This window comes from Streptomyces xiamenensis, assembly GCF_000993785.3.
Classification (GTDB): Bacteria; Actinomycetota; Actinomycetes; order Streptomycetales; family Streptomycetaceae; genus Streptomyces; species Streptomyces xiamenensis.
Window position 1 is genome coordinate 5,890,108 of record NZ_CP009922.3, and the last position, 23,350, is coordinate 5,913,457.

Genomic DNA, 23,350 nt, shown 5'->3' on the forward strand with positions numbered 1-23,350 from the left:
TCCCGGCACACCGTCGTCGCGGTCAACGGCCGAGTGAGAAGTAGTTCTCCTCCTCCTGCGCGAAGTGCAGCCGCAGCACGGCGTGCAGGCCGTACAGGCAATCCCGCAGATCACTGATCTGTTCGGGCCGAAGCTCCGCGGCCTGCCCGGGGGCTCCCCGGCCGGCCAGCTCGAGATGGGTGTGAACACGGTTGGCCAGCCGCTCGATCTCCGTGTGAGCCCGGCTCATGGTCGCTGTCGCCTCGGTGCCGCCCAGCCAGGCGGCGAGCGCGGGATACAGTTCCCGCTCCTCCGCCTGCTCGTGGGGGAGCAGCCGTTCCGTCAGCAGCTGGTCGACGCGCCGGACCGCGGGCAGCGCGTGCGAGCCGTCCCGGTCGGAGAGTGCCTCCGCGGCCTCCCGCGTGGCGTCGACCACCTCCCGCAACTCCGTGTGCTCGGTGGCGAACCGACGCAGCAGTTGACGGGTTCCCGGCTCGATCCGCGGTTCGGTTCCGCGCAGTGCACGCAGGGCGTTGGCGATCACCGCCATGTCGATGCCTTCCTGCAACAGTGCCCCGGCGGCCGGTGGGATCAATCCCGCCGCCGCGAGAACCATGGCGGCGAGGGACAGGATCATGCCGCCCAGAGCACTTTGCACCGCGATGCGGCGGGAGCGGACCGCGATGGTCACGGCATCGGCCAGCCGATCCACGCGATCCGTGGTCAGGACGACATCGGCCGCCTCGGAGGAGGCGCCGGACCCGGTGGCACCCATCGCCACCCCGATGTCCGCGGCGGCGAGTGCCGGAGCGTCGTTCACTCCGTCTCCCACCATCACCGTCACCGCGTGCGCGCGCTCCCGGTGAACGGCCTCCACCTTCTGCGCCGGACTCTGTCCGGCTCGGACCGCGTCGAGCCCGAGCATCATCCCGACCTCACGGGCCGGCTCCGGCCGGTCGCCGGTGAGCATCAGCGTCCGGTCGATGCCGGCCGCTCGCAGTCGGCGCACGGTGCGGGGGGCGTCGAAGCGCAAAGGGTCCCGCAGCAGTACCGCGCCCACCGGAGTCCCGTCCACGCAGACCCACACCACGGCGGCCCCGTCCAGGACGGCCCGGTTCTCGGCGGAACGCGCCCACCCCGGCAGCGCGTCGTCGTTCTCTCGCCGTCCCACCGTGACGACGGCCCCGTCGACCACCCCCCGCACGCCCCGTCCCGGCTCCTCCCCGACGTCACTGGCCGGCCTCAACTCCAGGGACCTGAGGTGCGCTTCGTCGACCAGCGCCCGCGCCAGGACGTGCGAGGAGTACTGGTCCACCGATGCGGCGGCCCGCAGGAGGCGTGCCGCGCTCCACCCCTCCGCCAAGGCCACCTCCGTGACCCGTGGCCGGCCGGCGGTCAGTGTGCCGGTCTTGTCCAGCACGACCGTGCGCGCGTGGCCCAGACGCTCCAGGGCTCCGCCGTCCCGTACCACTACTCCCAGCCGGGCGGCCCGTGCCAGGCCCGAGACGATCGCCACCGGAGCCGCCAGGAGCAGCGGGCACGGCGTGGCCACCACCAGTACCGCCACCGCCCGCACCGGGTCCCCGCTCAACCACCAGGCCGATCCGGACACTGCCAGGGACAGCGGCACGAACCAGGCCGCGTACCGGTCCGCGAGCCTGACCACCGGCGCTCCACCGGCACCCGCCTGCCGGGCGAGGCGGACAATCTCGGCATAGGCGCTGTCCGCCTCCGTCGCCGTCGCCCGCATCTCGAAGACGTCGCCCCCGTTGACGGTGCTGCTGCGGACCAGCTCACCCGCCGGATGCTCCCGGAGCAGGGATTCACCGGTCAGCACCGACTCGTCCAGTACGGCTGTCGTGTCCAGCACCCGGCCGTCCACCGGCACCACATCGCCCGGGCCGACGACCAGTACGTCCCCGGGCTCCACCTGGGCGAGCGGGACGGTCAGCACACCTGTCGGCGTTCGCTTGCGAGCACTGCGTGGGGCATGCTCCAGCAAGGCCCGCAGGTCATGGGTCGCGCGCCGCTCCGCCGCGGACTCCAGCCAACGGCCGGTCGCCAGCATCAGCGCGATCAACGTGCCCGCCAGGTACTCGCCCACCGCGAGTGTTCCGGCCAGAGCCAGCACCGCGATCAGGTCGACGCCGGTCCGGCCACGCCGCAGCGCTCTTGCCACCCATAGCACAGCGGGTACCAGGCCGGTCACCGTCCCGATGACCCAGATCACGTCAGCGGCCGTTCTGGCTCCGGCCCACCAGGCGAGGGCGCCTGCTGCCAGGCACAGGCCGGTCATCAGGGTCAGTGCCGGCTCGATCCGGTGTCCGTGCGTCCTCGAGGTGGAGGGGCCGCTGGAGGGCGGACTGTCCGGGCTGCCCACCGGAGGCGGCGGGGAAGGAACCATGGGCACTCCTCGCAGCAGAGGGGCAGTCGGCGTTCCCGGATGCACCGGGCTTCGGCTTCGTCCTCCCGGGTCAACGGAATGAGGGGGAAGAGCCGGCCGCTGGGCGCCACGCTGCGGCACTCTCGTCACCTCAGGGAAATGTCATGAAGAGACTTCCCTCACGAAGCACTCGCAGCGGCTGGAAGCAGCTCCTTCTTGCCACTGTCGGCACCGGGCTGATTGTCGGAGATGGAGTGCCAGGCGCCGGACTGGTCCTGCCATTTGTAATCAATGGCGTGGAGTTTCCCGGAGAAATCGACGATTTCTTGCCATTCGGCGCTTGCATGGGCGAGATCATTTTTCGCCTGCTGGTACTGTTCGCTACTGGCATCGGCGTCGACGGCAGCAAGGTCGGCGTCGAGTTGCTTCAGCTCGTCGTCGAGCCGCTGCCAGATCTCGGCCACCTTGCCGAATGCGGGCTGTGCCTTTTCATTGGCCTCATTGAGCCATTTCATCTGTCGGCTGATGGCGTTGAGCAGAATGATGTCCTGGTTCAGGTCCTCGACTTCTTTTCTGTCTGCCTGAATGGCATCATTGTCGGCCTGGATGTGTCGGGTGCCGATCACGGTGAGGGCGATGGATGCCGCCTCTCCGAGAATGGCCAGGCCGATGATGATGCCGCCCGGCACCACGCCCCCTGGGATGGTGCAGACGGTGATTCCGATCAATCCGATGAAAATGGAGACAGCCATGCCGATTTCGGCGACCGTCACGATGGTCCGCCATGTCTGAATGTCATTGTTCAGCTGCTCGATCTCGCTGTTGACCTCCCGAATGGTATCGGCGTCACTTGTGGCGTCCTGCAAGGAGGCGTCGGCGATTGTGGCGAGGTCTGCCGCGTCCCGCTTGACGTCATCACGGAATCGCGTGATGGTCGCCACCAGTTTGTCTGCCGTGCCGGCCTTCCGTTGAACCGTTGATCGCATACGCTTCAGGCTTTCTCGCAGCTGATCTTTGGCGTGCTCGTTGGCCGGGTTCTTGATCAAAGCGTCCAGTGCTTGCGACAGATCGTCCGCTTCATCCTCGAAGAGGTTGTCCACATCGACGATCTCCCCGGGGAAATCAATGATCTGCCCCATCGTCCCCTGGCCCCAGGAAAGGCAGTGGGATCTCGCCAGGGCGAACTTCGCGACGAAGTCCGCATAGTGCGCAGGGGGTCGTTTGAGGTTGGGCATGCTGGTGTTGATCACGTTGTACGCGTACGTGTTGACCTCCACGGACGCGTTGAAGTAGTCGGCGAGATCCTGCTTGACTTCCTCTGCTGCGACGACGGCACGAAGCGACATGTCATTCCCTTTCGTATCGATTCTTCTGCTATGGGCGAATGGAGGGCTCCAGGCGAGAGAGTCTCAAGGTATGAGGGGAGACCCCGGACGCCTTCCGGAGCCGCGAAGTGCCGACTGATCCCGTCGTACCGGCTCCGGCGATCGGTACGGCGGAGCGAGCCGATACCCGAACCGGGCGACCTCGGGGGTGAGTGAGCGCTGTCGCCCACCGGAAAGGGGAGGATCCGCACCTTTCACAAGGAGTGGAACGCCGCCACCCGGGCGCGGCGGCGTCAGTTCGGCGGGATCACCGCGACGGGGCATGCGGCGTGCTGGAGCAGGGCGTGCGAGGTCAGCCCGAGTTGCAGCCCCACGGGAGTGCGGCGCTCATGAGCGCCGAGGACGAGAAGGTCCGCCCTCTCCGCCGCGGTGAGCAGTTCAGAACGTGCGGGGCCACGCAGCGGTTGTTCCTCGACCCGGACCTCGGGATGGAGCTCTCTTCCCCGTGCCAGTGAGCGGGTCAGCAAAGCGGCGACGGTCTCCTCGTCCTCCTGGCCCGTCCCCCCTTCGGCCGGAGCCAGCCACGCGTGGATGGCGCGCACCGCGCAGCGCCGGGCACCGGCCTCCTGGAAGGCGAACTCCACGGCGGCCGGATGCCCCTCGTCCTTCACCGCGGCCACCACCTGCTGGTAGTAGCCCTCGCGAGCGGGGGCGCTGCCCCGTACGACGACGACCGGGCAGGTCGCGCGGGCGGCGACACCCAAACCGACCGTGCCCAGCAGCATTCCGGCCAGTTGCCCCCGGCCTCTGGAGCCCACCACCACCACGGAGGCGCCGCGCGCCTCCGCGAGCAGCGCGGCGACGGGCGGATGGGTGACCACCTCTGTACTCACCTTGACCTCGGGCCGGCGCTTGGTGGCACGCTGCTGCGCGGCGGCGAGCACATTGCGGGCCATCATGCCCCCCTCGGGGCGCTGCAGGCCCACCGAAGGGGACATCACCTCGTACTGTTCCCAGAACGACGCGTACACCATGCGCAACTGCCGGTCGTGACGTGCCGCCGCGTCCACAGCCCAGTCCGCCGCCTGCAGGCTGGACTCCGACCCGTCGATTCCCACCACGATGGGTTGGGTCATCGTCATCACCGCCCTTCATGCTGCTCCGATGGGATTCCTGCCCAGCTCACCACCGGCGTGGGCAGTCGGCCAGGCGACAGCGGCACTCGGGTTCTCGCCGCACAGTCCGCTCACCCTGAGCGATGGGATCACCCCCGCGAGTGAGAGCGGAAACGACATCGTGATGCCCTTGCACCCGGGCCGAAGCGGCGACATGGTGGAAGGTGAGAGGGCCCGCTCGGGCATGTCGCCACAAATCGAAGCGGTAAGGCCACGTAGTGGGCGCGGGCGTTCGGGCGCGAGTCATCGCGTCACAACGGGACGGGAGGCACCAGCCCGTCCGCGAGGAGTTGTTGATCATGAAGGCCCATCCCGGCGATCATCTGATCGTGGAAAGCCAGACCGTCGACGGGCCACGACGTGACGGAGAGATCATCGCCGTGCACCGCGCGGACGGCGAACCGCCCTATGACGTGCGCTGGTCCGACAGCGGCCGGGTCGCACTGGTCTTCCCGGGCCCTGACGCGCACATCGGTCATCCCCGGCACCACAGCACCTGACGGCGAGGACCCGGCGGCCGGCCGCGGAGGTTCTCACCCTGCGGTGCGCCGCTGGCGGGGAAGTGGCGGTGAACGGTTCGGCCGGGGTCCGCGCAAGCACCGTCACTCCGACGGCCGACGTGCGCTGGTGACAGCGGGCCTTCGGAGTGACCTTGGAAGCATGGAGCCTCTCCCCCCCGGTTGCGGCCGCCGGCCTTCGCCCGGTCCGGGGAACACCGATTGCCCCCGCCGGGGGTCCGTGCTCCCCGGTCTCTGTATGTGATGCGTGACGCGGCTGCCTGGCCGGGAGCGCGAACCGTTGTATGACCTTGCGACGAAGGAGACAGCCATGGCAGCGGGACCAGGAAGCAGCGGGGATCTGGGACGACGGGCCGCGGTTCGCAGAGCGGAGCTGGGTCTGAGCCGCGCCGAGGTGGCCGAGCGGGCCGGCTTCGCGGAGGAATATCTGGCCCATGTGGAGGAGAGCCCCGATGTGATACCCGGTACGGCGTCCCTGTTGCGGCTGGCCGGAGCGTTGCGGACATCGGTGGCGGAGCTGCTGGGTGGGACGGCGGACCTGCCTCCCGGCCTGGGCCAGGCCGGGCACCATCCGGAGCTGGTGGAACTGAGCGAGCAGGAGTGCCGCGACCGGCTGTCAGGGCACGGAGTGGGGCGCGTGGCGCTCTACACGGAGCACGGACCGGCCGTGGTTCCCGTCAATTACACCGCCGTGGACGGGTCGGTGGTGTACCGCACCGCGCATGGCAGCACCCCTGGCCAGGCGGTGGGCCAGGAGGTGGCTTTCGAGGTGGACCGGATCGATGAGGCGATGAGTGAGGGGTGGAGCGTCCTGCTGGTGGGGCACGCCATCCAGGCCGGAGCGACCGCGGAGGGCAGCCGGGACCTGGAGGAGGAGGCGGGCTCCGCTCCCTGGGCCGGCGGGGAGCGCGAGGTGTGGGTCCGGATCGAGCCGGAGCGGATCACCGGCCGCCGTATCCAGGTCCGGTGACGTCCTTTCAAGGGGTGTTCTCCGACGCCTCCGCCGCGGCGATGTTGTCCTTCACCCGCAGGAAGCTGTCCGGAGCGACGGACACGGAGTCGATACCGGCACGCACCAGCAGACCGGCGAAACCCGGATCGTCGCTGGGACGCTGTCCGCACAGTCCGACGTGACGGCGTTCGGCGTGCGCGGCGGCGATCAGTTCCTCGATGCTGTGGATGACGGCGGGGTCGCGCTCGTCGAAGAGTTCGGCCAGTTCGGTGGAGTCGCGGTCCACGCCCAGGGTGAGCTGCGTCAGGTCGTTGCTGCCGATGGAGAACCCGTCGAACCGTTCCGCGAAGGACCTGGCGAGGATGATGTTGGACGGGATCTCGGCCATCATGTAGACCTCCAGTCCGTTGCGGCCCCGGATGAGGTCGTGGCCGGCCATCGTCTGCAGCACGAGGTCGGCCTCGGCGAGGGTGCGGCAGAACGGGATCATGACGACCGTGTTGGTGAGGCCCATCTCGTCGCGCACCCGGCGAAGGGCGCGGCATTCGAGGCCGAATCCGGTGCGGTACCCCTCGTGGTAGTAGCGGCTGGCTCCGCGCCAGCCGAGCATGGGGTTCCCCTCGGTGGGTTCGAAGGCGAGGCCGCCGACGAGGCGTGCGTACTCGTTGGTCTTGAAGTCGCTCGTGCGCACGATGACGGGGCGCGGCCACCAGGCGGCGGCGATGCGTCCGATGCCCTGGGCGAGGCGGTCCACGAAGTAGGCGGTCTTGTCCTCGTACCCGGCGGTCAGAGTGTCGATCTGGTGCTGGGTGACGGGGTCGGTGAGATCGCGGTAATGGACCAGGGCCATGGGGTGGACGCCGATGTGGTTGGCGACCAGGAATTCGATGCGGGCGAGCCCGACGCCGTCCGCCGGCAGACGCCACCAGCGGTACGCCGCGGCCGGGTTGGCGATGTTGAGCATCACCCGCGTCCTGGTCTCCGGCACCCGCGTGAGATCGATGTCCCGTTCCTCGAACTCCAGCAGCCCGTCATAGACATGGCCCGTCTCGCCCTCGGCGCAGGAGACGGTGACGGGCAGACCGTCCCCCAGGGTCGCCGTGGCGTCTCCGGTGCCCACGACCGCGGGTACGCCCAGTTCCCGGCTCACGATGGCGGCGTGTGAAGTGCGGCCCCCGTGATTGGTGACGATGGCGGCGGCGCGCTGCATGACCGGTTCCCAGTCGGGGTCGGTGGTGTCGGCCACCAGCACGGCCCCGTCCTCGAACCGCTCGGCCTCGGAGATGTCGTGCAGCGTACGGGTTGGGCCGGCCGCGATGGCGTCGCCGATGGCCAGGCCGCTCAGCAGATCCTCCCCGGGCTCGGTGAGCCGATAGGAACGCAAGGTGGCAGCCCCTTTGCGGGCCTGGACCGTCTCCGGGCGCGCCTGCACGATGTGGAGTTGTCCGGTGTCCCCGTCCTTGGCCCACTCGATGTCCATGGGCCGGCCGTAGTGATCCTCGACAGCGGTCGCCCAGCGGGCCAGGAGGAGGATCTCCTGGTCGCTCAGGACCCACCCCTGGCGCTCGGCTTCGGTGGTCTCCACGGTCCGGGTGGGTGGTTGGGCCGCATCACTGTAGACGATCTTGGTTTGTTTCCCTCCGCTCTTCCTGGAGAGCACGGGAGTGAGGTCGCTCTTGTCGAGGAAGGGCTTGAACACTTGGTATTCGTCCGGGTCCACGGCACCGGACACCACGGACTCGCCCAGGCCGTACGCGGCGTTCACCAGCACCACGCGCGGGAAGCCGCTGTCGGTGTCCAGGGTGAACATCACTCCGGCGCAGGCCCGGTCCGAGCGCACCATCTGCTGCACTCCCACGGACAGGGCCACCTTCAGGTGGTCGAAGCCATGGTGTTCCCGGTAGCTGATCGCACGGTCGGTGAACAGAGAGGCGTAGCAGCGCCGGCAGGCGTCCGTCACGCCGTCGGCTCCGGTGATGCCGAGGAACGTCTCCTGCTGGCCGGCGAAGCTGGCTTCGGGGAGGTCCTCTGCCGTGGCGCTGCTGCGGACCGCCACGTCCGCGTTCTCGCGCCGCAGGCGGTGACACAGCGTGTGGTAGGCGTCTCGCAGGGCCCTGTCGAGGGCGGTCGGCAGGGGGGTGGCGAGGATCATGTCACGGATGGCCGCTCCGACATCGGCGAGTTCGGCCCCGCCGCGCAGCAGGTCGAGTTGTCCGGCCACCCGCTCGCGCAGGCCGTCGGTGCCGAGGAACTCCCGGTAGGCGTCCGCCGTGGTGGCGAATCCGTCGGGCACCTTGATGCCGTGGGGCGCGAGGTGCGCGATCAGCTCCCCGAGCGAGGCGTTCTTTCCACCGACGACGGGAATGTCGTGCACCGAGATGTCGCCGAACCACCGCACTCGGTCACCTGCGGCTCCTGCACCGGGGAGATCGGCCATGACTGCTCGCCCCTTCCGCGTGTCGGGGATCGGATCACACGCCGAAGCGGGTAGCCCCGGGCCGGGTGTGTAAACCCGGTGGTCGAAGCGGCCCGGCGACGGAAGCGTGACCGGCGCTCTCTGCCGCCTTCAGGGCAGGCTCCGTGGGAACGGGCCGCGCGGGCGGGCGGGGCCCACCTGGATACGGGCGTCGAGAACGAGGGGCCCCTGGGGCCGCACGATCAGCGGGTCGAGATCGATGCCCGTGATCTGGGGCAGGTCGGTGACCAGGGCGGACAGCCGCAGCAGAAGATCCTCCAGCATCACCGGGTCCGCGTGGGCCGACCGTGGGCGCGCGGCGAGCAGGGGGACGACGCCCGGCTCGGTGAGCAGATCATGGATGTCGCTGTCCGTGAGCGGGGCCAGACGCGCCGCGTGGTCGGCGGGGTCCCCGCTCGGGGAACCGCCCCGCCCGAACAGCACCACGGGGCCGAAGACCGGATCCTGCGTCACCCCGGCGAACAGTTCCGGGGCGCGGGGCACCATGGGCTGCACCACGACACCCTCCATCCGGTCACCGAGCCGTTCGGACAACTGCCGGTAGGCGGAGCGCACCCCGTGCTCCGGATCCAGGTCGAGCAGCACCGGTCCGTGGTCGCCCGCGCGCGGCAGCCCGGGCCCGTACGCCTTGAGGGCCACCCGACCGCCTTCGCCGGCGAACTGCTGTGCCGCCCGTGCCGCCGCCCCCGCATCCGTCGCCCAGGCCCATGGGATCCGCCTGATGCCGTACCCGTCCAGCAGGCGGGCACAGCGGGGCGGATCGAGCGAGCCGCCCTCCGGATGAGCCGCCAGGTAGGAGTCGATGACCCGTGCGGCGTCCTCGGCATCGATACCCGGCAACCCGGGAACGACGCCGGCCGGCCGGGTGCGCCACCGGTGATGGGCGGCAGCGTGGGCCAGGGCGCGGGCAGCTGGGATGGGATCGGCGTACGCGGGAACGGTCGAGCCGTGCCCGGCGGGACGCAGTGTGACGTGCTCGGCCTGATCGAGGAGCACGGAGACCACCGGCCGCGGTGGGGTGCCCCGCTCCGCGCGGGCGACAGCCGCGAAGAGGTCCTCGCCCGTGGCCCGTTCGATGGCGGTGGGTACGAGGCTGACCAGGACGGAGTCGACGCTGTCGTGGCCGGCGACGGCGCCCAGGGCCCGGAAGAGAGCCTCTTCGGTGATGCCGGGGGTCAGATCGACGGGGTTGGTGAGGACGGCATCGGCCGGGAGGATCTCGCGTAGCGCCGCGATCAGGTCGGGCGGGAAGGCGGCCACGGTCAGCCCGGCCTCGGCACAGGCGTCCGCGGCGAGCACACCGGCCCCGGCGGCGTTGGAGAGCACGGCGACCGAGGGCCCCTCGGGGGCGGGCTGGCTGTGCAGCAGCGCGGCGGTCTCCAGGAGCTCGGCGATACTCCGGGTGGCGATGACCCCGGCCTGGGCGAACAGCGCCTTCCTGGTGACGGTGGAGGTGGCCGCCGCGGCGGTGTGCGACGCGGCGGCGCGCCGGCCGGCGTCCGAACGTCCGGCGTCCACCGTGAGGACGGGGAAGCGCCGGGTGACCCGGCGGGCGGTCCTGGAGAACGCCCGGGGGTTGCCGAAGGACTCCAGATGGAGCAGGGCGAGCTCGGTGCGGCCGTCCTCCTCCCACCACTCCAGCAGATCGTTGCTGCTCACGTCGTACTTGTCACCGAGGGAGGCGAAGGTGGACACGCCGATGCCCAGCCGTGACAGGCCATCCAGCAGGGCGATGCCGACGCCGCCGGACTGTACGGCCACGCCCGCCGTGCCCGGAAGAACGGTGTGGGCGGCGAAGGTCGCGTGCAGCCGGACGTCCTCCTCGGTATTGGCGACCCCCAGACAGTTGGGGCCCACCAGCCGCATGCCGTGCGTGCGGCAGGTTTCCAGCAGGGAACGGCCCTGGGCGGCGGTCAGGCCCGAGGTGATCACGAGCAGGGCTCGCACCCCGGACCGTCCGCACGCCTCGGCTGCCTCGGGCACCGCCGCCGCGGGAACCGCGAGTACGGCGAGGTCCGGTGTCCGGGGAAGTTCCGCGATGGTGGGAGCGGCGGGAACGTGCTCCAGAAAGCGGGCATGCGGGTTGACGGCGTAGACCAGCCCCGTGAAGTGGGCGTTCAGCACGTTGTGCAGGACGGCCCGCCCCACCGATGAGGCGCGGCGGCCCGCGCCCACGACGGCGACGCACTCGGGGCGCAGCAGCGGCACGAGACTGACGAGCGTGGCGGCCCTGGCCCGTTCGTCCACAGCGCTCAGATAGCGCTCGTCAGGTTCGCCGAGCCGCACGGTGCAGCGCACCTGGGCGCCGTCGAAGTGCCGGGACACCGGCAGACCGAGGTCGGCGAAGACCCGGAGGACGGGATGGTTGTCGGCCAGTGCCTCGGCGGTCAGCCGGTCGATGCCGTCCTGTTGTGCCGCGGCGACAAGGTGCTCGATCATCAGGGTTCCGATGCCGCGGTGATGCCAGCCGTCGGCCACCGCAAGCCCGATCTCGGCTGTCGTGTCATCGGGGGCGACGCGCTCGTAATCGGCGGCCCCGACGATGTCGACACCGAATCCCACCACGACACCGTGATAGCCCGGCCGCGGCGGCGCCGCCATCCGATCGGCTGCCTGCTCACCCGAACGGCGTCCGGGCGTGAAGAACCGGCGTCGCAGATTCTCCGGTGACATCCCCGCGTACATCACGGCGATCGCCTCCCGATCCCCGGGCCGGGGAGGGCGCAGCCACACCGTGGTGCCGTCCGTCAACAGTGCGTGCGTCAGCTCGCCGGCCCTGGCGTGTGACATAGGTGATCACCGTCCCGGAGGAAGGCGGAAAGGGACCTTTTCAGAATGGGCCCTGCCAGGGCACGCCGCTTGATGATGTGGGCCGGGCGGGCGCGCACCCGGTCGCGGCGGGCGAGTGTCGTTCGGCTGAGGCGGTGGGGCCGAATGGAGTCCGCCGGGCGCGTCAGCCACACTCGCGGCGGCCGCGCGGCAGAACACTGGCAGCCGGAAAGAACATGGCGCTCATGGAATGGATGATCATGAACGCTCGGGCCCGCACGGTTGTCGTGGGTGTCGGAAACGAGTTCCGTCGTGACGACGGGGTGGGCTGGGCCGTGGTCGCCCTGCTGCGAGAACGTGCCCAGCACCGGGCGGACGGGCCCGGCTCCGAGGTCGAGTTCACCGTCTCGGACGGAGACCCGGCCCGACTGATCGACATGTGGCGGGGCGCGGATCTGTGCGTCGTGGTGGACGCGGCGCACGCCCACCCGGGACGGCCCGGCCGGGTGCACAGGCTCGAACTGCGGAAAGGGACCCCCGCCCCCGCTGCGTCCGCCTCCACGCACGGCATGGGCCTGGGCGAGGCCGTGGAACTGTCGCGGGCACTGGACTCACTCCCCGCACGGCTGGTGGTCTTCGCGGTGGAGGGCGAGGACACCTCCTTGGGAACCGGCCTGTCGACATCGGTCCGGAACGCCGTGACCCCGCTGGCCGAGCGCGTCGAGCGGGAGATCGGCGCGGCCCCATCCCTGGACACGGCCCGCGAGGGCAGCAGTACGGCGGGCGTGAGTGATGGCCGGAGCGGGTGAGATGGCGCACGCGGCCGGTGACGGGGCCCGCGAACGCGCGCAGAGCTGGCGGATCGAGGTGTCGGGCACCGTACAGGGTGTGGGATTCCGGCCTTTCGTGTACCGGACGGCGATCGCCCTGGGACTGGCCGGCTGGGTGCGCAACGTGGACGGCCGCGTCGTCATGGGGGTCAGCGGACGGCGGGCGTCCCTGGCCGAACTGGTCGCCCGCTGCCGCGGCGACGCACCACCGCTGGCCGCGGTCGGCGACGTGACAGTCGGACCGCTGATCCCCGGTGACCCGCCGGCCGGACCGGGATTCACCGTGCTGGCCAGCATCGGCCGCGGTGCGGCCGGGGCGCGGCGCGAGGTACCGGTCGATGCCGCGCCCTGCCGGGAATGTCTCACCGAACTGTCCGACCCCGGGGACCGGCGTCACCGGTACCCGTTCATCAACTGCACGGCCTGCGGACCGCGCGCCACCGTCATCACGGACCTGCCCTACGACCGCGAACGCACCACCATGCGTCCGTTCACCCTGTGCCCGGGTTGCGCCGCGGAGTACACGAATCCGGCCGACCGGCGTTTCCACGCCGAGCCACTGGCCTGCCCGGTGTGCGGACCCCGGCTGTCCTGGCGGCCCGGTACAGGCCGGATCACCGCCTCCGGCGAAGGCGCACTGGCTGCCGCGGTGGACGCCCTGACCGCGGGCGGCGTCATCGCGGTCAAGGGAGTCGGCGGCTACCAGTTGCTGTGCGACGCGTCGCAGACCGGCGCCGTGGCCAGACTGCGGGACCGAAAACGGCGCCCGGACAAGCCGTTCGCCGTGCTGGTGCGGGATCTCGCCATGGCACAGCGGCTGGCCTCACCCGGACCCCGGGAGCGGGCCGAACTGTCCTCACCCGCCCGCCCCATCGTGCTGCTGCCGGCCCGCGGCCCGGCCTCCGGGCTCGCCCCCGGCGTACATCCCGGCACCGGTCTGCTGGGGCTGATGCTTCCGGCCAGCCCGCTGCACCACCTGCTCGCCCACGACGCGGACCGGCCGCTGGTGTGCACCAGCGGCAACCTCAGCGATGAGCCCATCGTGACGGATGACGCCGAGGCCGTCCGCCGGCTCGGCACGGTGGCGGACGGGATCCTCTCCCATGACCGGGACATCCACGCCCGCTCCGACGACTCCGTGGTCTTCGTCTCCGGTGACCGGCGGCACACGGTGCGCAGGGCGCGCGGGTACGCGCCCGCCCCCCGGCGACTCCCGATCGCTTCGCCCCGGCCGTTGGTGGCGGCGGGGGCGCAGCTGAAGAACACCTTCACCCTGGTTTCCGGAGACCTCGCGGTGACGGGAGCGCATGTGGGGGACCTCCGCGACCCGCGGACCGCCGACGCCTTCGAGGAGGGCCTGCGAGAGCTGTCGCGGTTGTCCGCGATCACCCCCGAGGTCGTGGCGCACGACCTCCACCCCGGGTACACATCCACCCACTGGGCCACGGCTCGCCGGCCGGCCGGACGCCGCGTCCCGGTGCAGCACCACCACGCCCACGTCGCCGCTTGTGCCGCCGAGCACCAACTGACCGGGCCCTTCACCGGGGTAGCCCTGGACGGTCTGGGCCTGGGCGACGACGGCACCCTGTGGGGTGGCGAGATCCTGGTCGCCGACCTGCGCCGCTACCGCCGGGTGGGCCGGTTCGGCCGGGCGCCGCTGCCCGGCGGGGAAGCAGCGGTGCGCTCCCCGTTCCGGATGGCCCTGGGCTATCTGCTGGCCGCCGAGGAACTGGGATCACCGGCACCGGAACCCGCCCTGCTGCGGGCACTCGCCGATCGCGGCCGCCCCGAAGAGGCCGAGTCGGTGCGCCAGTTGCTGGCGACTGGCGTCAATTGCCCGGTCGCCTCCAGCGCGGGCAGGCTCTTCGACGCCGCCGCGGCGGTGCTCGGGCTGGCGGACACCATCAGCTACGAGGCCCAGGCGGCCGTCGCGCTGGAGACGGCCGCCGGGGCGCTGCGCACGACGGCCCTGCCGTGGCGACTGTCCCGGGGCACGGACGGCATCGCCGTGTACGACCCGCTGCCGACACTCACCGCCCTGCTGCGGGAGAGCCACGCGGGCACTCCGGTACCGGTGCTGGCGGCCGGTTTCCACACAGCGGTGGCCGAGGCGACCGCCGCCCTGGTGTGGCGCGCGATCGAGGACGGCGCACCGGACGTGGTGTGCCTGTCGGGCGGCTGTTTCCAGAACCGGCGGCTGCTCGAGGCCGTCTCCGACCTGCTCACCGAGGGCGGAGCACGCGTGCTGACCTGCGGTGAACTGCCCGCGAACGACGGGGGCATCAGCTTCGGACAGGCAGCGGTGGCCGCTGCCCGATTGGCCACCGAGGAACAGGAGTAGGGCATGTGCCTCGGCATTCCGGGACGAGTGATCGAACTGCGGGAGGAGCACGGACTGCGGATGGCCACGGTCGACTTCGGCGGTGTGCGCCGTGACGCCTGCCTGGCCTACACACCGGCCGCCACCCCCGGCGACTATGTGATCGTGCACGTCGGGTTCGCCATCAGCACCGTGGACGAACAGGAGGCCCGGCGAACCCTGGATGTCTTGCGCGCCATGAGCGGAGCCATCGAGGGCGAACTCGGGGAACCACTGCCGCAGCCGCCCGCCGGACAGGGCGGAGGACGGCCGTGACCGGCGGCACGAGCGAGGGCGTCGTACTCGGCGTCGACGGCATGGAGGAACTGGTCGGTGCCCTCATCCGGCGCGGACGTACCGTCGTGGGGCCCACCGTCCGGGACGACGCCATCGTCCTGGCCGAGCTGACCTCGGCGGCGGAACTGCCCTACGGATGGGGCGTGGAACTGGAGGCCGGACGCTACCGGCTGCGCCGCAGAGCGGACCGGATGGCCTTCGCCCACAGCGCGGGCCCACAGTCCTGGAAGACGTTTCTGCACCCCGAGCGCGCACGCCAGTGGAGTGCCGACCGGGCGCCGGACGGCACCGTGACCGTCACCGAGGAGCCGGACCGGCCGCCCTCCTACGCCTTCCTCGGGGTACGACCCTGCGATCTGCGCGCCATCTCCACCCAGGACCGGGTCCTGATGGGCGGCCGGTACGCCGACCCCGTCTACCGGGGGCGCCGCACCGGGACGTTTCTGATCGTGGTGGAGTGCGTGGAACCGGGCGCCACCTGCTTCTGCGTGTCGATGGGAACGGGACCCGGCCTGTCGGGTGACTGCGACCTGGTGCTCACCGAGGTGCACGACGAGCACGGGCACCGGTTCTGGGCGCGGGCCGGCAGCGAGGCGGGGACCGAAGTGCTCGCGGAGCTCTCCGGCCGGCCCGCGGACGGGGCGACCGTGACGGCGGCGGGCGACGCGGTCACCGGGGCGGCCGACCGGATGGGCCGCACCATGCCGCAGACGGATCTGCGGAACCTGCTGCGCGGCTCCATGGACGCCGAACGCTGGAACGACGTCGCCGCGCGCTGCCTGACCTGCGGAAACTGCACCATGGTCTGCCCCACCTGCTACTGCACCACAACCGAGGACGTCACCGACCTGACAGGTGATCACGCCGAGCGGTGGCGCGTGTGGGATGTCTGCTACGACCTCGATTTCAGCTACGTGCACGGCGGCCCGGTCCGTTCGTCCGGGCGCAGTCGCTACCGGCAGTGGCTCACCCACAAACTGGGGACCTGGCACGACCAGTTCGGCAGTTCCGGATGCGTCGGCTGCGGCCGGTGCATCGTGTGGTGCCCCGTCGGCATCGACATCACCGAAGAGGCACACGCGCTGCACGCCGAGGCCGGCGCGGAAGAGGAGCGCGGTGGTCAGGCCGGTGAACGATGACGGAGCCGACGGGATTCCTGGCCGGACTGGATGCCGGGCACCGCACCCAACTGCTCTCCCTCGCCCGGGAGGTGCGCTACCCGTCCGGGACCCGCATCTTCGACGAGGGCGAACCCGCCGACGCCTTCTGGATCATCGAGGAGGGAGCGGTCGCGTTGGACGTGCACGTACCGGGCCGCGTCGCACCCGTCATCGAGACTCTGGCCCCCGGGGACCTGCTGGGCTGGTCATGGCTGTTCCCGCCCTACGAGTGGCACCTGGGCGCCAGAACCCTCAGCCCGGTGACCGCACGGCGCTGTGACGCGGCCGCCGTCCTGACCCGGTGCGAGGCGGACCCACCCTTCGGCTACGACCTCGCCCGTGCCGTGGGCGGCGTCGTCGGACAGCGGTTGAAGGCCACCCGGATCCGGCTGCTCGACCTGTACGGCCCGCACCAGGGAGGAGCGCTGTGAGCCGGCTCCCCCTTCCCTACACGGTCACCAAACGTGAGGAGGAGACGGCGGACACCGTCAGCCTCACCCTGGAACCCGTGGCCGAGCCGCTGCCCCCCTTCACACCGGGCCAGTTCGCCATGGTCTACGGCTTTCCGCGCGGTGAGGTGCCGTTGTCCGTCAGCGGCACCACCGTCACCGGGCGCGGCCTGGTCCACACCGTGCGCGCCGTCGGCGCGGTCACCCGGGCCTTGCACGCCCTGCGGGCCGGCCAGCAGGTCGGGGTGCGCGGCCCCTTCGGCACCGGCTGGGACCTGCCGGCGGCGCGTGGCCACGATGTTCTGGTCGTGGCCGGCGGGCTGGGCCTGGCACCGCTGCGCCCGCTGATCCAGCGGGTACTCGCCGACGCGCCGCAGCACGGCAGTGTGAGTGTACTGATCGGTGCCCGCACCCCCGCCGACCTGCTGTACCGGGAGCAGAGCCGGGAGTGGGGCCGTACGGCGCGGGTGGCGGTCACCGTCGACCGCCCCGCGCCGGACTGGACAGGGGAGGTCGGCGTGGTCACCGATCTGCTCGATCGCACACCCCGCCGTCCGGGGCGCACCACGGCCTTCCTGTGCGGCCCCGAGGTCATGATGCGCGCCACCGCCCGCGAACTGGTCCAGCGCGGCATTCCGGCCGCGCGGGTGCGGCTGTCCCTGGAACGCACCATGCGCTGTGGCACCGGCCACTGCGGGCAGTGCCAGCTCGGCCCCCTGCTGCTGTGCCGGGACGGACCGGTCATCGGCTGGGACCGTGCCGCACCGCTGCTCTCCGTCAGGGAACTGTGATGAGCGGCGAGCGGCGACCCACCATGGCCGTGTGGAAATTCGCCTCCTGCGACGGCTGTCAGCTGACACTGCTGGACTGCGAGGACGAACTGCTGCCACTGGCCGGACAACTGGACATCCGCTACTTCCTGGAGGCAACCAGCGCCGCCGGCCCCGGACCGTACGACCTGTCCCTCGTCGAAGGATCCGTGACCACCCCCCAGGACGCCGAGCGGATCCAGCACATCAGAAGCGTCTCCCGTCATCTGGTCACCATCGGCGCCTGCGCCACCGCCGGCGGCATCCAGGCACTGCGCGACTTCGCCGATGTGGAGGAGTACCTCTCCATCGTCTACGCACAACCCGCATACATCGACACCCTCGCCCACTCCACGGCCATCTCCCGCAACGTCCCCGTCGACTTCGAACTGCGCGGCTGTCCCATCGACCGCGGCCAGCTGATCGAGGTCATCACCGCCTTCCTCAGCGGGCGCCGCCCCCACATCCCCGACCACAGCGTGTGCTTCGCCTGCAAACGGCGCGGTATCGTCTGCCTGCCCGTCGCCAACGGCACGCCCTGCCTGGGGCCCGTCACCCATGCCGGGTGCGGCGCCCTGTGCCCCGCCTACGGCCGGGGCTGCTACGGCTGCTTCGGCCCTTCGGCCTCGGTGAACATGCCCGCGTTCATCCCGCTGCTGCACCGCGACGGGATGTCCGACACCGATGTGACACGCGTCCTGCGCACCTTCAACGCCACCGCACCGGAGTTCGCCGATGCCTCCGGCGCACCGCCCGCGCCCGCGCAGCCGGAAGCCCCCGACCCGCCGGAGGAGTCATGACACACCGCGGATCCAGGGTCCTCCACGTCGGGGCGCTCTCCCGGGTGGAGGGCGAGGGCGAACTGCGGCTGCGGGTCGATGGCGCACGGATCACCGAAGCCAGGCTGCGGATCTACGAACCTCCGCGATTCTTCGAGGCATTCCTGCGCGGCCGCGCCCACACCGAACCACCCGACATCACCGCGCGGGTCTGCGGAATCTGCCCCGTCGCCTACCAGATGAGCTCCTGCCAGGCCATCGAGGACGTCTGCGGGGTCGCCGTCACCGGGCAACTCGCCGCGCTGCGCCGCTTGCTGTACTGCGGCGAATGGATCGAGAGCCAGACCCTGCACATCCATCTCCTGCACGCCCCGGACTTCCTCGGCCACAGCGGCGCGATCGAGATGGCCCGTCACCACCGCCCGCACGTCGAGCGCGGTCTGCGCATCAAGCAGGCCGGAAACGCCATCGTGGAACTACTGGGGGGCAGGGCCATCCACCCGATCAACGTCAAACTGGGAGGCTTTCACCGCGTTCCGACCCGTACGGAACTGGGACCACTGGCCGAACGACTGCGCCGGGCCCGCGAAGACGCCTGGCACACCGTCGAGTGGGTCGCCGGCTTCGACTTTCCCGACGCGGGCGCCGATGAGGAGTTCCTCGCTCTCGCACAACCGGGCACCTACGCCATGGACTCCGGAATCCCCACCGCCATGGCCGCCCCCTCCAGCGCCGGGCTGTCACCGGAGAGCTCACGCGCCCTGCCCACCAGAGCCTTTCCGGTACGCGACTTCGAACGGCATGTGGCGGAGTACCAGGTGCCCGGTTCCACCGCCCTGTACTCGTCGCTGGACGGAAAACGGCATCTGACCGGCCCCCTCGCCCGCTACGCCATCAGCGGACGCTGGCTCTCCACCGTCGCCCGGGAAGCCGCCCACGCCGCCGGTCTGGGCGACCCCCGGCACGGGACGGTGTGCCGCAACCCCTTCCGCAGCATCCTCGTCCGCGCCGTCGAAGTCGTCCACGCGCTGGAGGAGGCACTGCGCCTGGTCACCGACTACTCGGCGCCCGCCGTACCGTCGCTGCCGGTGCCGCCTCGCGCCGGCACCGGATACGGCGCCACCGAGGCACCGCGCGGTCTTCTCTACCACCGGTATGTTCTGGACGCGCAGGGCACGATCACGGACGCCGCCCTGATCCCGCCCACCGCGCAGAACCAGAGCGCCATCGAAGAGCACCTGCGGCACGTCGCGCAGTCCTTCCTCGACCGGCATCCGGATCCGGACGACGAGCAGTTGCGCCTGCTGTGCGAACGCGCGATCCGCAACCACGATCCGTGTATCTCCTGCTCCGCACATTTCCTCGATCTCACCGTCGAACGCCACTGAGTACCGCTGGAGGGACCCGCCATGCGCCATCTCGACGAGTACCGCGACCCGCTGCTGGCCCGTGCCCTGCTGGAGGAGACGGCCGCCGTCGCCACCCGGCCCTGGCGGCTCATGGAGGTGTGCGGCGGCCAGACCCACACCCTGGTCCGGCAGGGCATCGACGAACTGCTGCCGGCCGGCATGCGGATGATCCACGGGCCGGGATGCCCGGTCTGCGTGACACCGCTGGAAGTCCTCGACCGAGCCCTGGCCATCGCCGCCCGCCCCGGCACCGTCCTCACCAGCTTCGGCGACATACTGCGGGTACCCGGCACCCAGGGGGACCTCCTCACCCAGCGGGCACGCGGCGCCGATGTGCGCGTCGTCTACTCACCGATGGACGCCGTGGAGATCGCCCGCCGGGAACCGGAGCGCGAGGTGGTCTTCCTGGCGGTCGGATTCGAGACGACCGCACCCGCGAACGCCATGGCCGTCCTGCACGCCGAACACCTGGGCCTGGACAACTTCAGCATGCTCGTCAGCCACGTCCTGGTCCCACCCGCCATGACCACGCTGCTCGAATCGCCCGATTGCGAAGTCCAGGCGTTCCTCGCCGCCGGCCATGTCTGCGCGGTCATGGGCTGGACCGCGTACGAGCCGATCGCCGCGCGGTACAAGGTGCCCATCGTCATCACCGGCTTCGAACCGCTTGACCTGCTGGAAGGGATCCTGATGGCCGTGCGGCAACTGGAGCGGGGCCGCGCCGAGGTGGAGAACCAGTACGCCCGCGCGGTACGCCGCACAGGGAACACCGACGCCCAGAACGCCGTACGGCGCGTGTTCGAGATCACCGACCAGGTCTGGCGAGGTCTCGGTCCACTCCCCAACAGCGGGCTGCGGCTCGCCGGCGACTTCGCGCGCTACGACGCGGCCCTGCGCCACGAGGTGGGCACGCTGCGCACCATCGAACACCCCGACTGCATCGCGGGCGCCGTCCTCACCGGATCCAGACTGCCCACGCACTGCCCCGCCTACGGCAGCAGCTGCACCCCTCGTACACCACTGGGCGCCCCCATGGTGTCCGCCGAGGGAACCTGCGCCGCATTCCACGCCGCGGGCCGCCAGGCCCTGGCCACGAACCCCGGGAGCCCGGCATGAACGAGCAGATGGCCGCACCCCTGAACACGCGGGCCCCGCAATGCCCCGTGCCCCGGCCGGACCTGGAGCAGGTGCTCCTGGGGCACGGTGCCGGCGGACGCCTCACCGCCGAACTCCTGGACTCCGTCGTGCTGCCCGCCCTCGCGGGCGAGGAACTGCGCGGCCCCCTGGAGGACGCCGCCGACATCCCCGGGGAGGACGGCCTGGTCATCACCACCGATGGTTTCGTCGTCAGCCCGCTCTTCTTTCCCGGGGGCGACATCGGGTCCCTCGCCGTACACGGCACCGTGAACGATCTGGCCATGCGCGGAGCCGAGCCGATCGCCCTCACCGTCGCCGTGGTGATCGAGGAAGGCATGGAACTGGACGAGCTGCGGGCCGTGCTGACCTCACTGGGAACCGCGGCCCGAGCGGCCGGGCTCCCGGTACTGGCCGGGGACACCAAGGTCGTCCAACGGGGCCATGCCGACAAGGTGTTCATCACCACCACCGGACTCGGCCGCCGCATCCCCGGGCTGCGGCCCTCGGCCGCCGGTGCCCGCGACGGCGACACCGTACTGCTCAGCGGCCCCATCGGAGCCCACGGAACAGCCGTCCTCAGCACCCGCGAGCAACTCGGCTTCACCGCGGACATCGTCTCCGACTCCCGTCCCTTGCACCGACTGGTCCGCGCCCTGGCGCCGCTGGGCGAAGCCGTCCACACCCTCCGCGACCCCACCCGGGGCGGCCTGGCAGCCGCTCTCAACGAGATCGCCCTCGACTCCGGCGTCCAGATCACCCTCGACGAAACGGCCCTTCCCATCCCCGGCCAGGTCGCGGCGGCCTGCGGGATCCTCGGCCTGGACCCCCTGCACGTCGCCAACGAGGGCTGCCTCGTCGCCTTCGTCCCCCATGAGCGGGCGCAGGACGCACTCCGGCTCATGCGATCCCGCCCCGAGGGTGTGAGTGCCGTGAGCATCGGCCAGGTGAACGGGACACGTCCCGGCCGAGTGGTGATCCGCACGGCCATCGGCGGTGAACGCACCGTCGACATGCCTCTGGGCGAACAACTGCCCCGTATCTGCTGAATGACCGACCCGGCCGTCTGCCGGCCGGTGAGAGAGCGCTGACCGGAGGCGGCCCACCAGGCCCCGCTCGGCCGCGAGCCCACCGCGCACAACCACCGACGAAGCCCCGCACCGCCGGGCCGTATTCCCCTGACCACGCCCGGCCCGACGAGTGGTGGTCATGGCGTACCTGCGCTGTGCGGGCGGCGGAAATCGGCAACGCCCTGACGGCGCGGGATGACGTCGTCTGCCCGGGCGAGAACGTGGGCGGGGGAGAGGAACACCCCCGGCCCGATGCGCCCCGGGGACACCGAGTGCTCGGTGCCGCCCGCGTCCATCGCCGTGGCAACCCGCACCTACGAGCAGCAACAGCGGGTAGAGGATCCGGAACGGCGGCGCGACGCGGCCCATGGCGGCCTGCTCCTGGTGTACGGCGGGGCCGGCTCACACGTGTCCTGGTTCGCCACCCGCTCACGAGGAACCGGGAACGGACATCCGGCGGCCACGAGTACCCACGTCACCGGACCACCTGCCACCCGCCGTTGGCCGACTCCGCCGGTTCGGGAGCCGCCGGTCGACCGTGGTCCCCTCCCGGGCCGATTCGTTCGCTGTGCATCTTCGGTGTGTGCCTCGAACAACGAGTCGGTGGCCCCGGACGGTCCTCGTACCGTGGTGCCGTACCGTGGGGAGGCTGAGGTGGAGAACATCGTATCCGTGGCCATCGGGGCCGGTTTCGCTCTTGTGGGTGTGGTGTTCGGGGCGTGGTTCAGCGCACGCCGCCAGGACCGCCTGTGGATGCGCGACCAGAAGCTGAAGGCCGGAGTCGGCTTCACCACCGCGGTGTCCCAGCTCATCGACTATCTCCGGCACACGCAGCTGGGCGATGGGGGAGTGGGGGCCAACGAGCTGGTGGGGCGCATGCAGGAAGCCCGGTCGGCCCTCTACCTGCTGTGCTCCGAGGACACCGTTGTGCTCGCCGACGCTCTTGCGCGCCGGGTCTGGCGTTCCCGGCCCAGCGAGGGCGCTGCCGAGGCCCGCGCCGAGCACAGGGAGACGCTGGATCTCCTCCGCCGCTTCACGCAGGAGCTCCGGCAGGAGATCGCCCGAACCTAGGGACCGATGTGTCGGCGGGTCCCTCGGCACAGCCGGCAAGAGAACCCACGGGCTCACCGGCATGCGGCTCAGCCCAGGTGGTTCACCAGCCGCTGAAAGGTCTCCGCGTGCCGGCCTCGTCCCCGGCGATCTCGGTGAAGGGTCCGGGTGCTCAGGGGCACCGTCGGAAGTTGCCGTCCTCGACACCTTCGTACTCGTCGGTCAGCCGTAGTGGTGCCTGGTTTCCGGGTCGTGCTCGACGACTCCCCGGGCTCGCCCGCCGCGCTCGCCCGCACCCGGTGGGCGGCGGTGCCGAACCCGGTGATCGGAGACCGCGAGGTCTCACGGGTCGTACACCTCCCGCGGCTGATGCCCGATCAGGAGAGAAAGCCGCCCGGCAGCCCGCAGGTGGTGCAGTGTCCGGCCG

The 23,350-nt window shown here is 71.0% G+C and carries 17 protein-coding genes and 1 pseudogene; 13 read left to right on the forward strand and 5 right to left on the reverse strand.

From position 1 onward, the window contains the following. Positions 1 to 22: 22 nt before the first annotated feature. The 3 genes from SXIM_RS26815 to SXIM_RS26825 form a co-directional block, all read right to left on the reverse strand. Positions 23 to 2,275, reverse strand: coding sequence for a heavy metal translocating P-type ATPase (locus SXIM_RS26815; RefSeq protein ID WP_078847128.1), 2,253 nt, complete (start codon positions 2,273 to 2,275; stop codon positions 23 to 25). 266 nt (positions 2,276 to 2,541) lie between these two features. Continuing rightward, positions 2,542 to 3,708: an HBL/NHE enterotoxin family protein gene (locus SXIM_RS26820; protein WP_030737985.1), complete on the reverse strand. Its 1,167-nt coding sequence runs from the start codon at positions 3,706 to 3,708 to the stop codon at positions 2,542 to 2,544. 272 nt (positions 3,709 to 3,980) lie between these two features. Continuing rightward, positions 3,981 to 4,829: a universal stress protein gene (locus SXIM_RS26825; protein WP_234306985.1), complete on the reverse strand. Its 849-nt coding sequence runs from the start codon at positions 4,827 to 4,829 to the stop codon at positions 3,981 to 3,983. A 332-nt stretch (positions 4,830 to 5,161) separates the two neighbouring features. Between SXIM_RS26825 and SXIM_RS26830 the strand changes: the two are divergent. Both SXIM_RS26830 and SXIM_RS26835 read left to right on the forward strand, forming a co-directional pair. Next, positions 5,162 to 5,341: pseudogene (locus SXIM_RS26830) on the forward strand (DUF1918 domain-containing protein); the annotation flags it as partial. 349 nt (positions 5,342 to 5,690) lie between these two features. Then, complete coding sequence (locus SXIM_RS26835; RefSeq protein WP_030737995.1) at positions 5,691 to 6,350, forward strand: helix-turn-helix domain-containing protein; 660 nt, start codon at positions 5,691 to 5,693, stop codon at positions 6,348 to 6,350. Positions 6,351 to 6,357: 7 nt separating this feature from the next. Here SXIM_RS26835 and ppsA read toward each other — a convergent pair whose 3' ends face one another. Both ppsA and SXIM_RS26845 read right to left on the reverse strand, forming a co-directional pair. Next, positions 6,358 to 8,730, reverse strand: a complete 2,373-nt coding sequence (gene ppsA / locus SXIM_RS26840; protein WP_030737998.1) for a phosphoenolpyruvate synthase — start codon at positions 8,728 to 8,730, stop codon at positions 6,358 to 6,360. Positions 8,731 to 8,898: 168 nt separating this feature from the next. Next, complete coding sequence (locus SXIM_RS26845; RefSeq protein ID WP_030738001.1) at positions 8,899 to 11,598, reverse strand: bifunctional acetate--CoA ligase family protein/GNAT family N-acetyltransferase; 2,700 nt, start codon at positions 11,596 to 11,598, stop codon at positions 8,899 to 8,901. Positions 11,599 to 11,837: 239 nt separating this feature from the next. On the opposite strand from SXIM_RS26845, the gene SXIM_RS26850 reads away from it, so the two are divergent. The 11 genes from SXIM_RS26850 to SXIM_RS26900 all read left to right on the forward strand — a co-directional run bounded on the left by SXIM_RS26850 (position 11,838) and on the right by SXIM_RS26900 (position 22,944). Then, positions 11,838 to 12,386 (forward strand): hydrogenase maturation protease, encoded by a 549-nt coding sequence (locus SXIM_RS26850; RefSeq protein ID WP_078635841.1) that lies wholly within the window; start codon positions 11,838 to 11,840, stop codon positions 12,384 to 12,386. A 1-nt stretch (position 12,387) separates the two neighbouring features. Next, positions 12,388 to 14,748 (forward strand): carbamoyltransferase HypF, encoded by a 2,361-nt coding sequence (gene hypF, locus SXIM_RS26855; protein WP_030738006.1) that lies wholly within the window; start codon positions 12,388 to 12,390, stop codon positions 14,746 to 14,748. A gap of 3 nt (positions 14,749 to 14,751) precedes the next feature. Beyond that, positions 14,752 to 15,042 carry a HypC/HybG/HupF family hydrogenase formation chaperone gene (locus tag SXIM_RS26860; protein ID WP_030738008.1) on the forward strand — a complete coding sequence of 97 codons (291 nt, stop codon included), beginning with the start codon at positions 14,752 to 14,754 and terminating at the stop codon, positions 15,040 to 15,042. Positions 15,043 to 15,083: 41 nt separating this feature from the next. Further along, positions 15,084 to 16,202 (forward strand): 4Fe-4S dicluster domain-containing protein, encoded by a 1,119-nt coding sequence (locus SXIM_RS26865; RefSeq protein ID WP_078635843.1) that lies wholly within the window; start codon positions 15,084 to 15,086, stop codon positions 16,200 to 16,202. Beyond that, positions 16,199 to 16,654, forward strand: a complete 456-nt coding sequence (locus tag SXIM_RS26870) for a cyclic nucleotide-binding domain-containing protein (RefSeq protein WP_030738013.1) — start codon at positions 16,199 to 16,201, stop codon at positions 16,652 to 16,654. Before SXIM_RS26865 ends, SXIM_RS26870 begins: the two co-directional genes overlap by 4 nt. Further along, positions 16,651 to 17,463 (forward strand): FAD/NAD(P)-binding protein, encoded by an 813-nt coding sequence (locus SXIM_RS26875; protein ID WP_030738016.1) that lies wholly within the window; start codon positions 16,651 to 16,653, stop codon positions 17,461 to 17,463. Before SXIM_RS26870 ends, SXIM_RS26875 begins: the two co-directional genes overlap by 4 nt. Then, positions 17,463 to 18,281, forward strand: a complete 819-nt coding sequence (locus SXIM_RS26880) for an NADH-quinone oxidoreductase subunit B family protein (protein ID WP_046725314.1) — start codon at positions 17,463 to 17,465, stop codon at positions 18,279 to 18,281. The genes SXIM_RS26875 and SXIM_RS26880 overlap by 1 nt, the downstream gene beginning before the upstream one ends. After that, positions 18,278 to 19,648: a Ni/Fe hydrogenase subunit alpha gene (locus SXIM_RS26885; RefSeq protein ID WP_046725315.1), complete on the forward strand. Its 1,371-nt coding sequence runs from the start codon at positions 18,278 to 18,280 to the stop codon at positions 19,646 to 19,648. Before SXIM_RS26880 ends, SXIM_RS26885 begins: the two co-directional genes overlap by 4 nt. 21 nt (positions 19,649 to 19,669) lie before the next feature. Further along, positions 19,670 to 20,785 (forward strand): hydrogenase formation protein HypD, encoded by a 1,116-nt coding sequence (hypD, locus tag SXIM_RS26890; RefSeq protein WP_030738028.1) that lies wholly within the window; start codon positions 19,670 to 19,672, stop codon positions 20,783 to 20,785. After that, positions 20,782 to 21,852 (forward strand): hydrogenase expression/formation protein HypE, encoded by a 1,071-nt coding sequence (gene hypE / locus SXIM_RS26895; RefSeq protein WP_199811835.1) that lies wholly within the window; start codon positions 20,782 to 20,784, stop codon positions 21,850 to 21,852. The genes hypD and hypE overlap by 4 nt, the downstream gene beginning before the upstream one ends. Positions 21,853 to 22,527: 675 nt before the next feature. After that, positions 22,528 to 22,944 carry a hypothetical protein gene (locus SXIM_RS26900; protein WP_030738033.1) on the forward strand — a complete coding sequence of 139 codons (417 nt, stop codon included), beginning with the start codon at positions 22,528 to 22,530 and terminating at the stop codon, positions 22,942 to 22,944. Positions 22,945 to 23,350 lie beyond the last annotated feature (406 nt).

What these genes read in the sequence shown, in the direction of transcription:
- SXIM_RS26815 (WP_078847128.1), bottom strand. Translation starts at nt 2,275, where the DNA reads ATGACCGGCCTGTGCCTGGCAGCAGGCGCCCTCGCCTGGTGGGCCGGA.
- SXIM_RS26820 (WP_030737985.1), bottom strand. Translation starts at nt 3,708, where the DNA reads ATGTCGCTTCGTGCCGTCGTCGCAGCAGAGGAAGTCAAGCAGGATCTC.
- SXIM_RS26825 (WP_234306985.1), bottom strand. Translation starts at nt 4,829, where the DNA reads ATGACGATGACCCAACCCATCGTGGTGGGAATCGACGGGTCGGAGTCC.
- SXIM_RS26835 (WP_030737995.1), top strand. Translation starts at nt 5,691, where the DNA reads ATGGCAGCGGGACCAGGAAGCAGCGGGGATCTGGGACGACGGGCCGCG.
- SXIM_RS26845 (WP_030738001.1), bottom strand. Translation starts at nt 11,598, where the DNA reads ATGTCACACGCCAGGGCCGGCGAGCTGACGCACGCACTGTTGACGGAC.
- SXIM_RS26850 (WP_078635841.1), top strand. Translation starts at nt 11,838, where the DNA reads ATGAACGCTCGGGCCCGCACGGTTGTCGTGGGTGTCGGAAACGAGTTC.
- hypF (WP_030738006.1), top strand. Translation starts at nt 12,388, where the DNA reads ATGGCGCACGCGGCCGGTGACGGGGCCCGCGAACGCGCGCAGAGCTGG.
- SXIM_RS26860 (WP_030738008.1), top strand. Translation starts at nt 14,752, where the DNA reads ATGTGCCTCGGCATTCCGGGACGAGTGATCGAACTGCGGGAGGAGCAC.
- SXIM_RS26865 (WP_078635843.1), top strand. Translation starts at nt 15,084, where the DNA reads ATGGAGGAACTGGTCGGTGCCCTCATCCGGCGCGGACGTACCGTCGTG.
- SXIM_RS26870 (WP_030738013.1), top strand. Translation starts at nt 16,199, where the DNA reads ATGACGGAGCCGACGGGATTCCTGGCCGGACTGGATGCCGGGCACCGC.
- SXIM_RS26880 (WP_046725314.1), top strand. Translation starts at nt 17,463, where the DNA reads ATGAGCGGCGAGCGGCGACCCACCATGGCCGTGTGGAAATTCGCCTCC.
- SXIM_RS26885 (WP_046725315.1), top strand. Translation starts at nt 18,278, where the DNA reads ATGACACACCGCGGATCCAGGGTCCTCCACGTCGGGGCGCTCTCCCGG.
- hypD (WP_030738028.1), top strand. Translation starts at nt 19,670, where the DNA reads ATGCGCCATCTCGACGAGTACCGCGACCCGCTGCTGGCCCGTGCCCTG.
- hypE (WP_199811835.1), top strand. Translation starts at nt 20,782, where the DNA reads ATGAACGAGCAGATGGCCGCACCCCTGAACACGCGGGCCCCGCAATGC.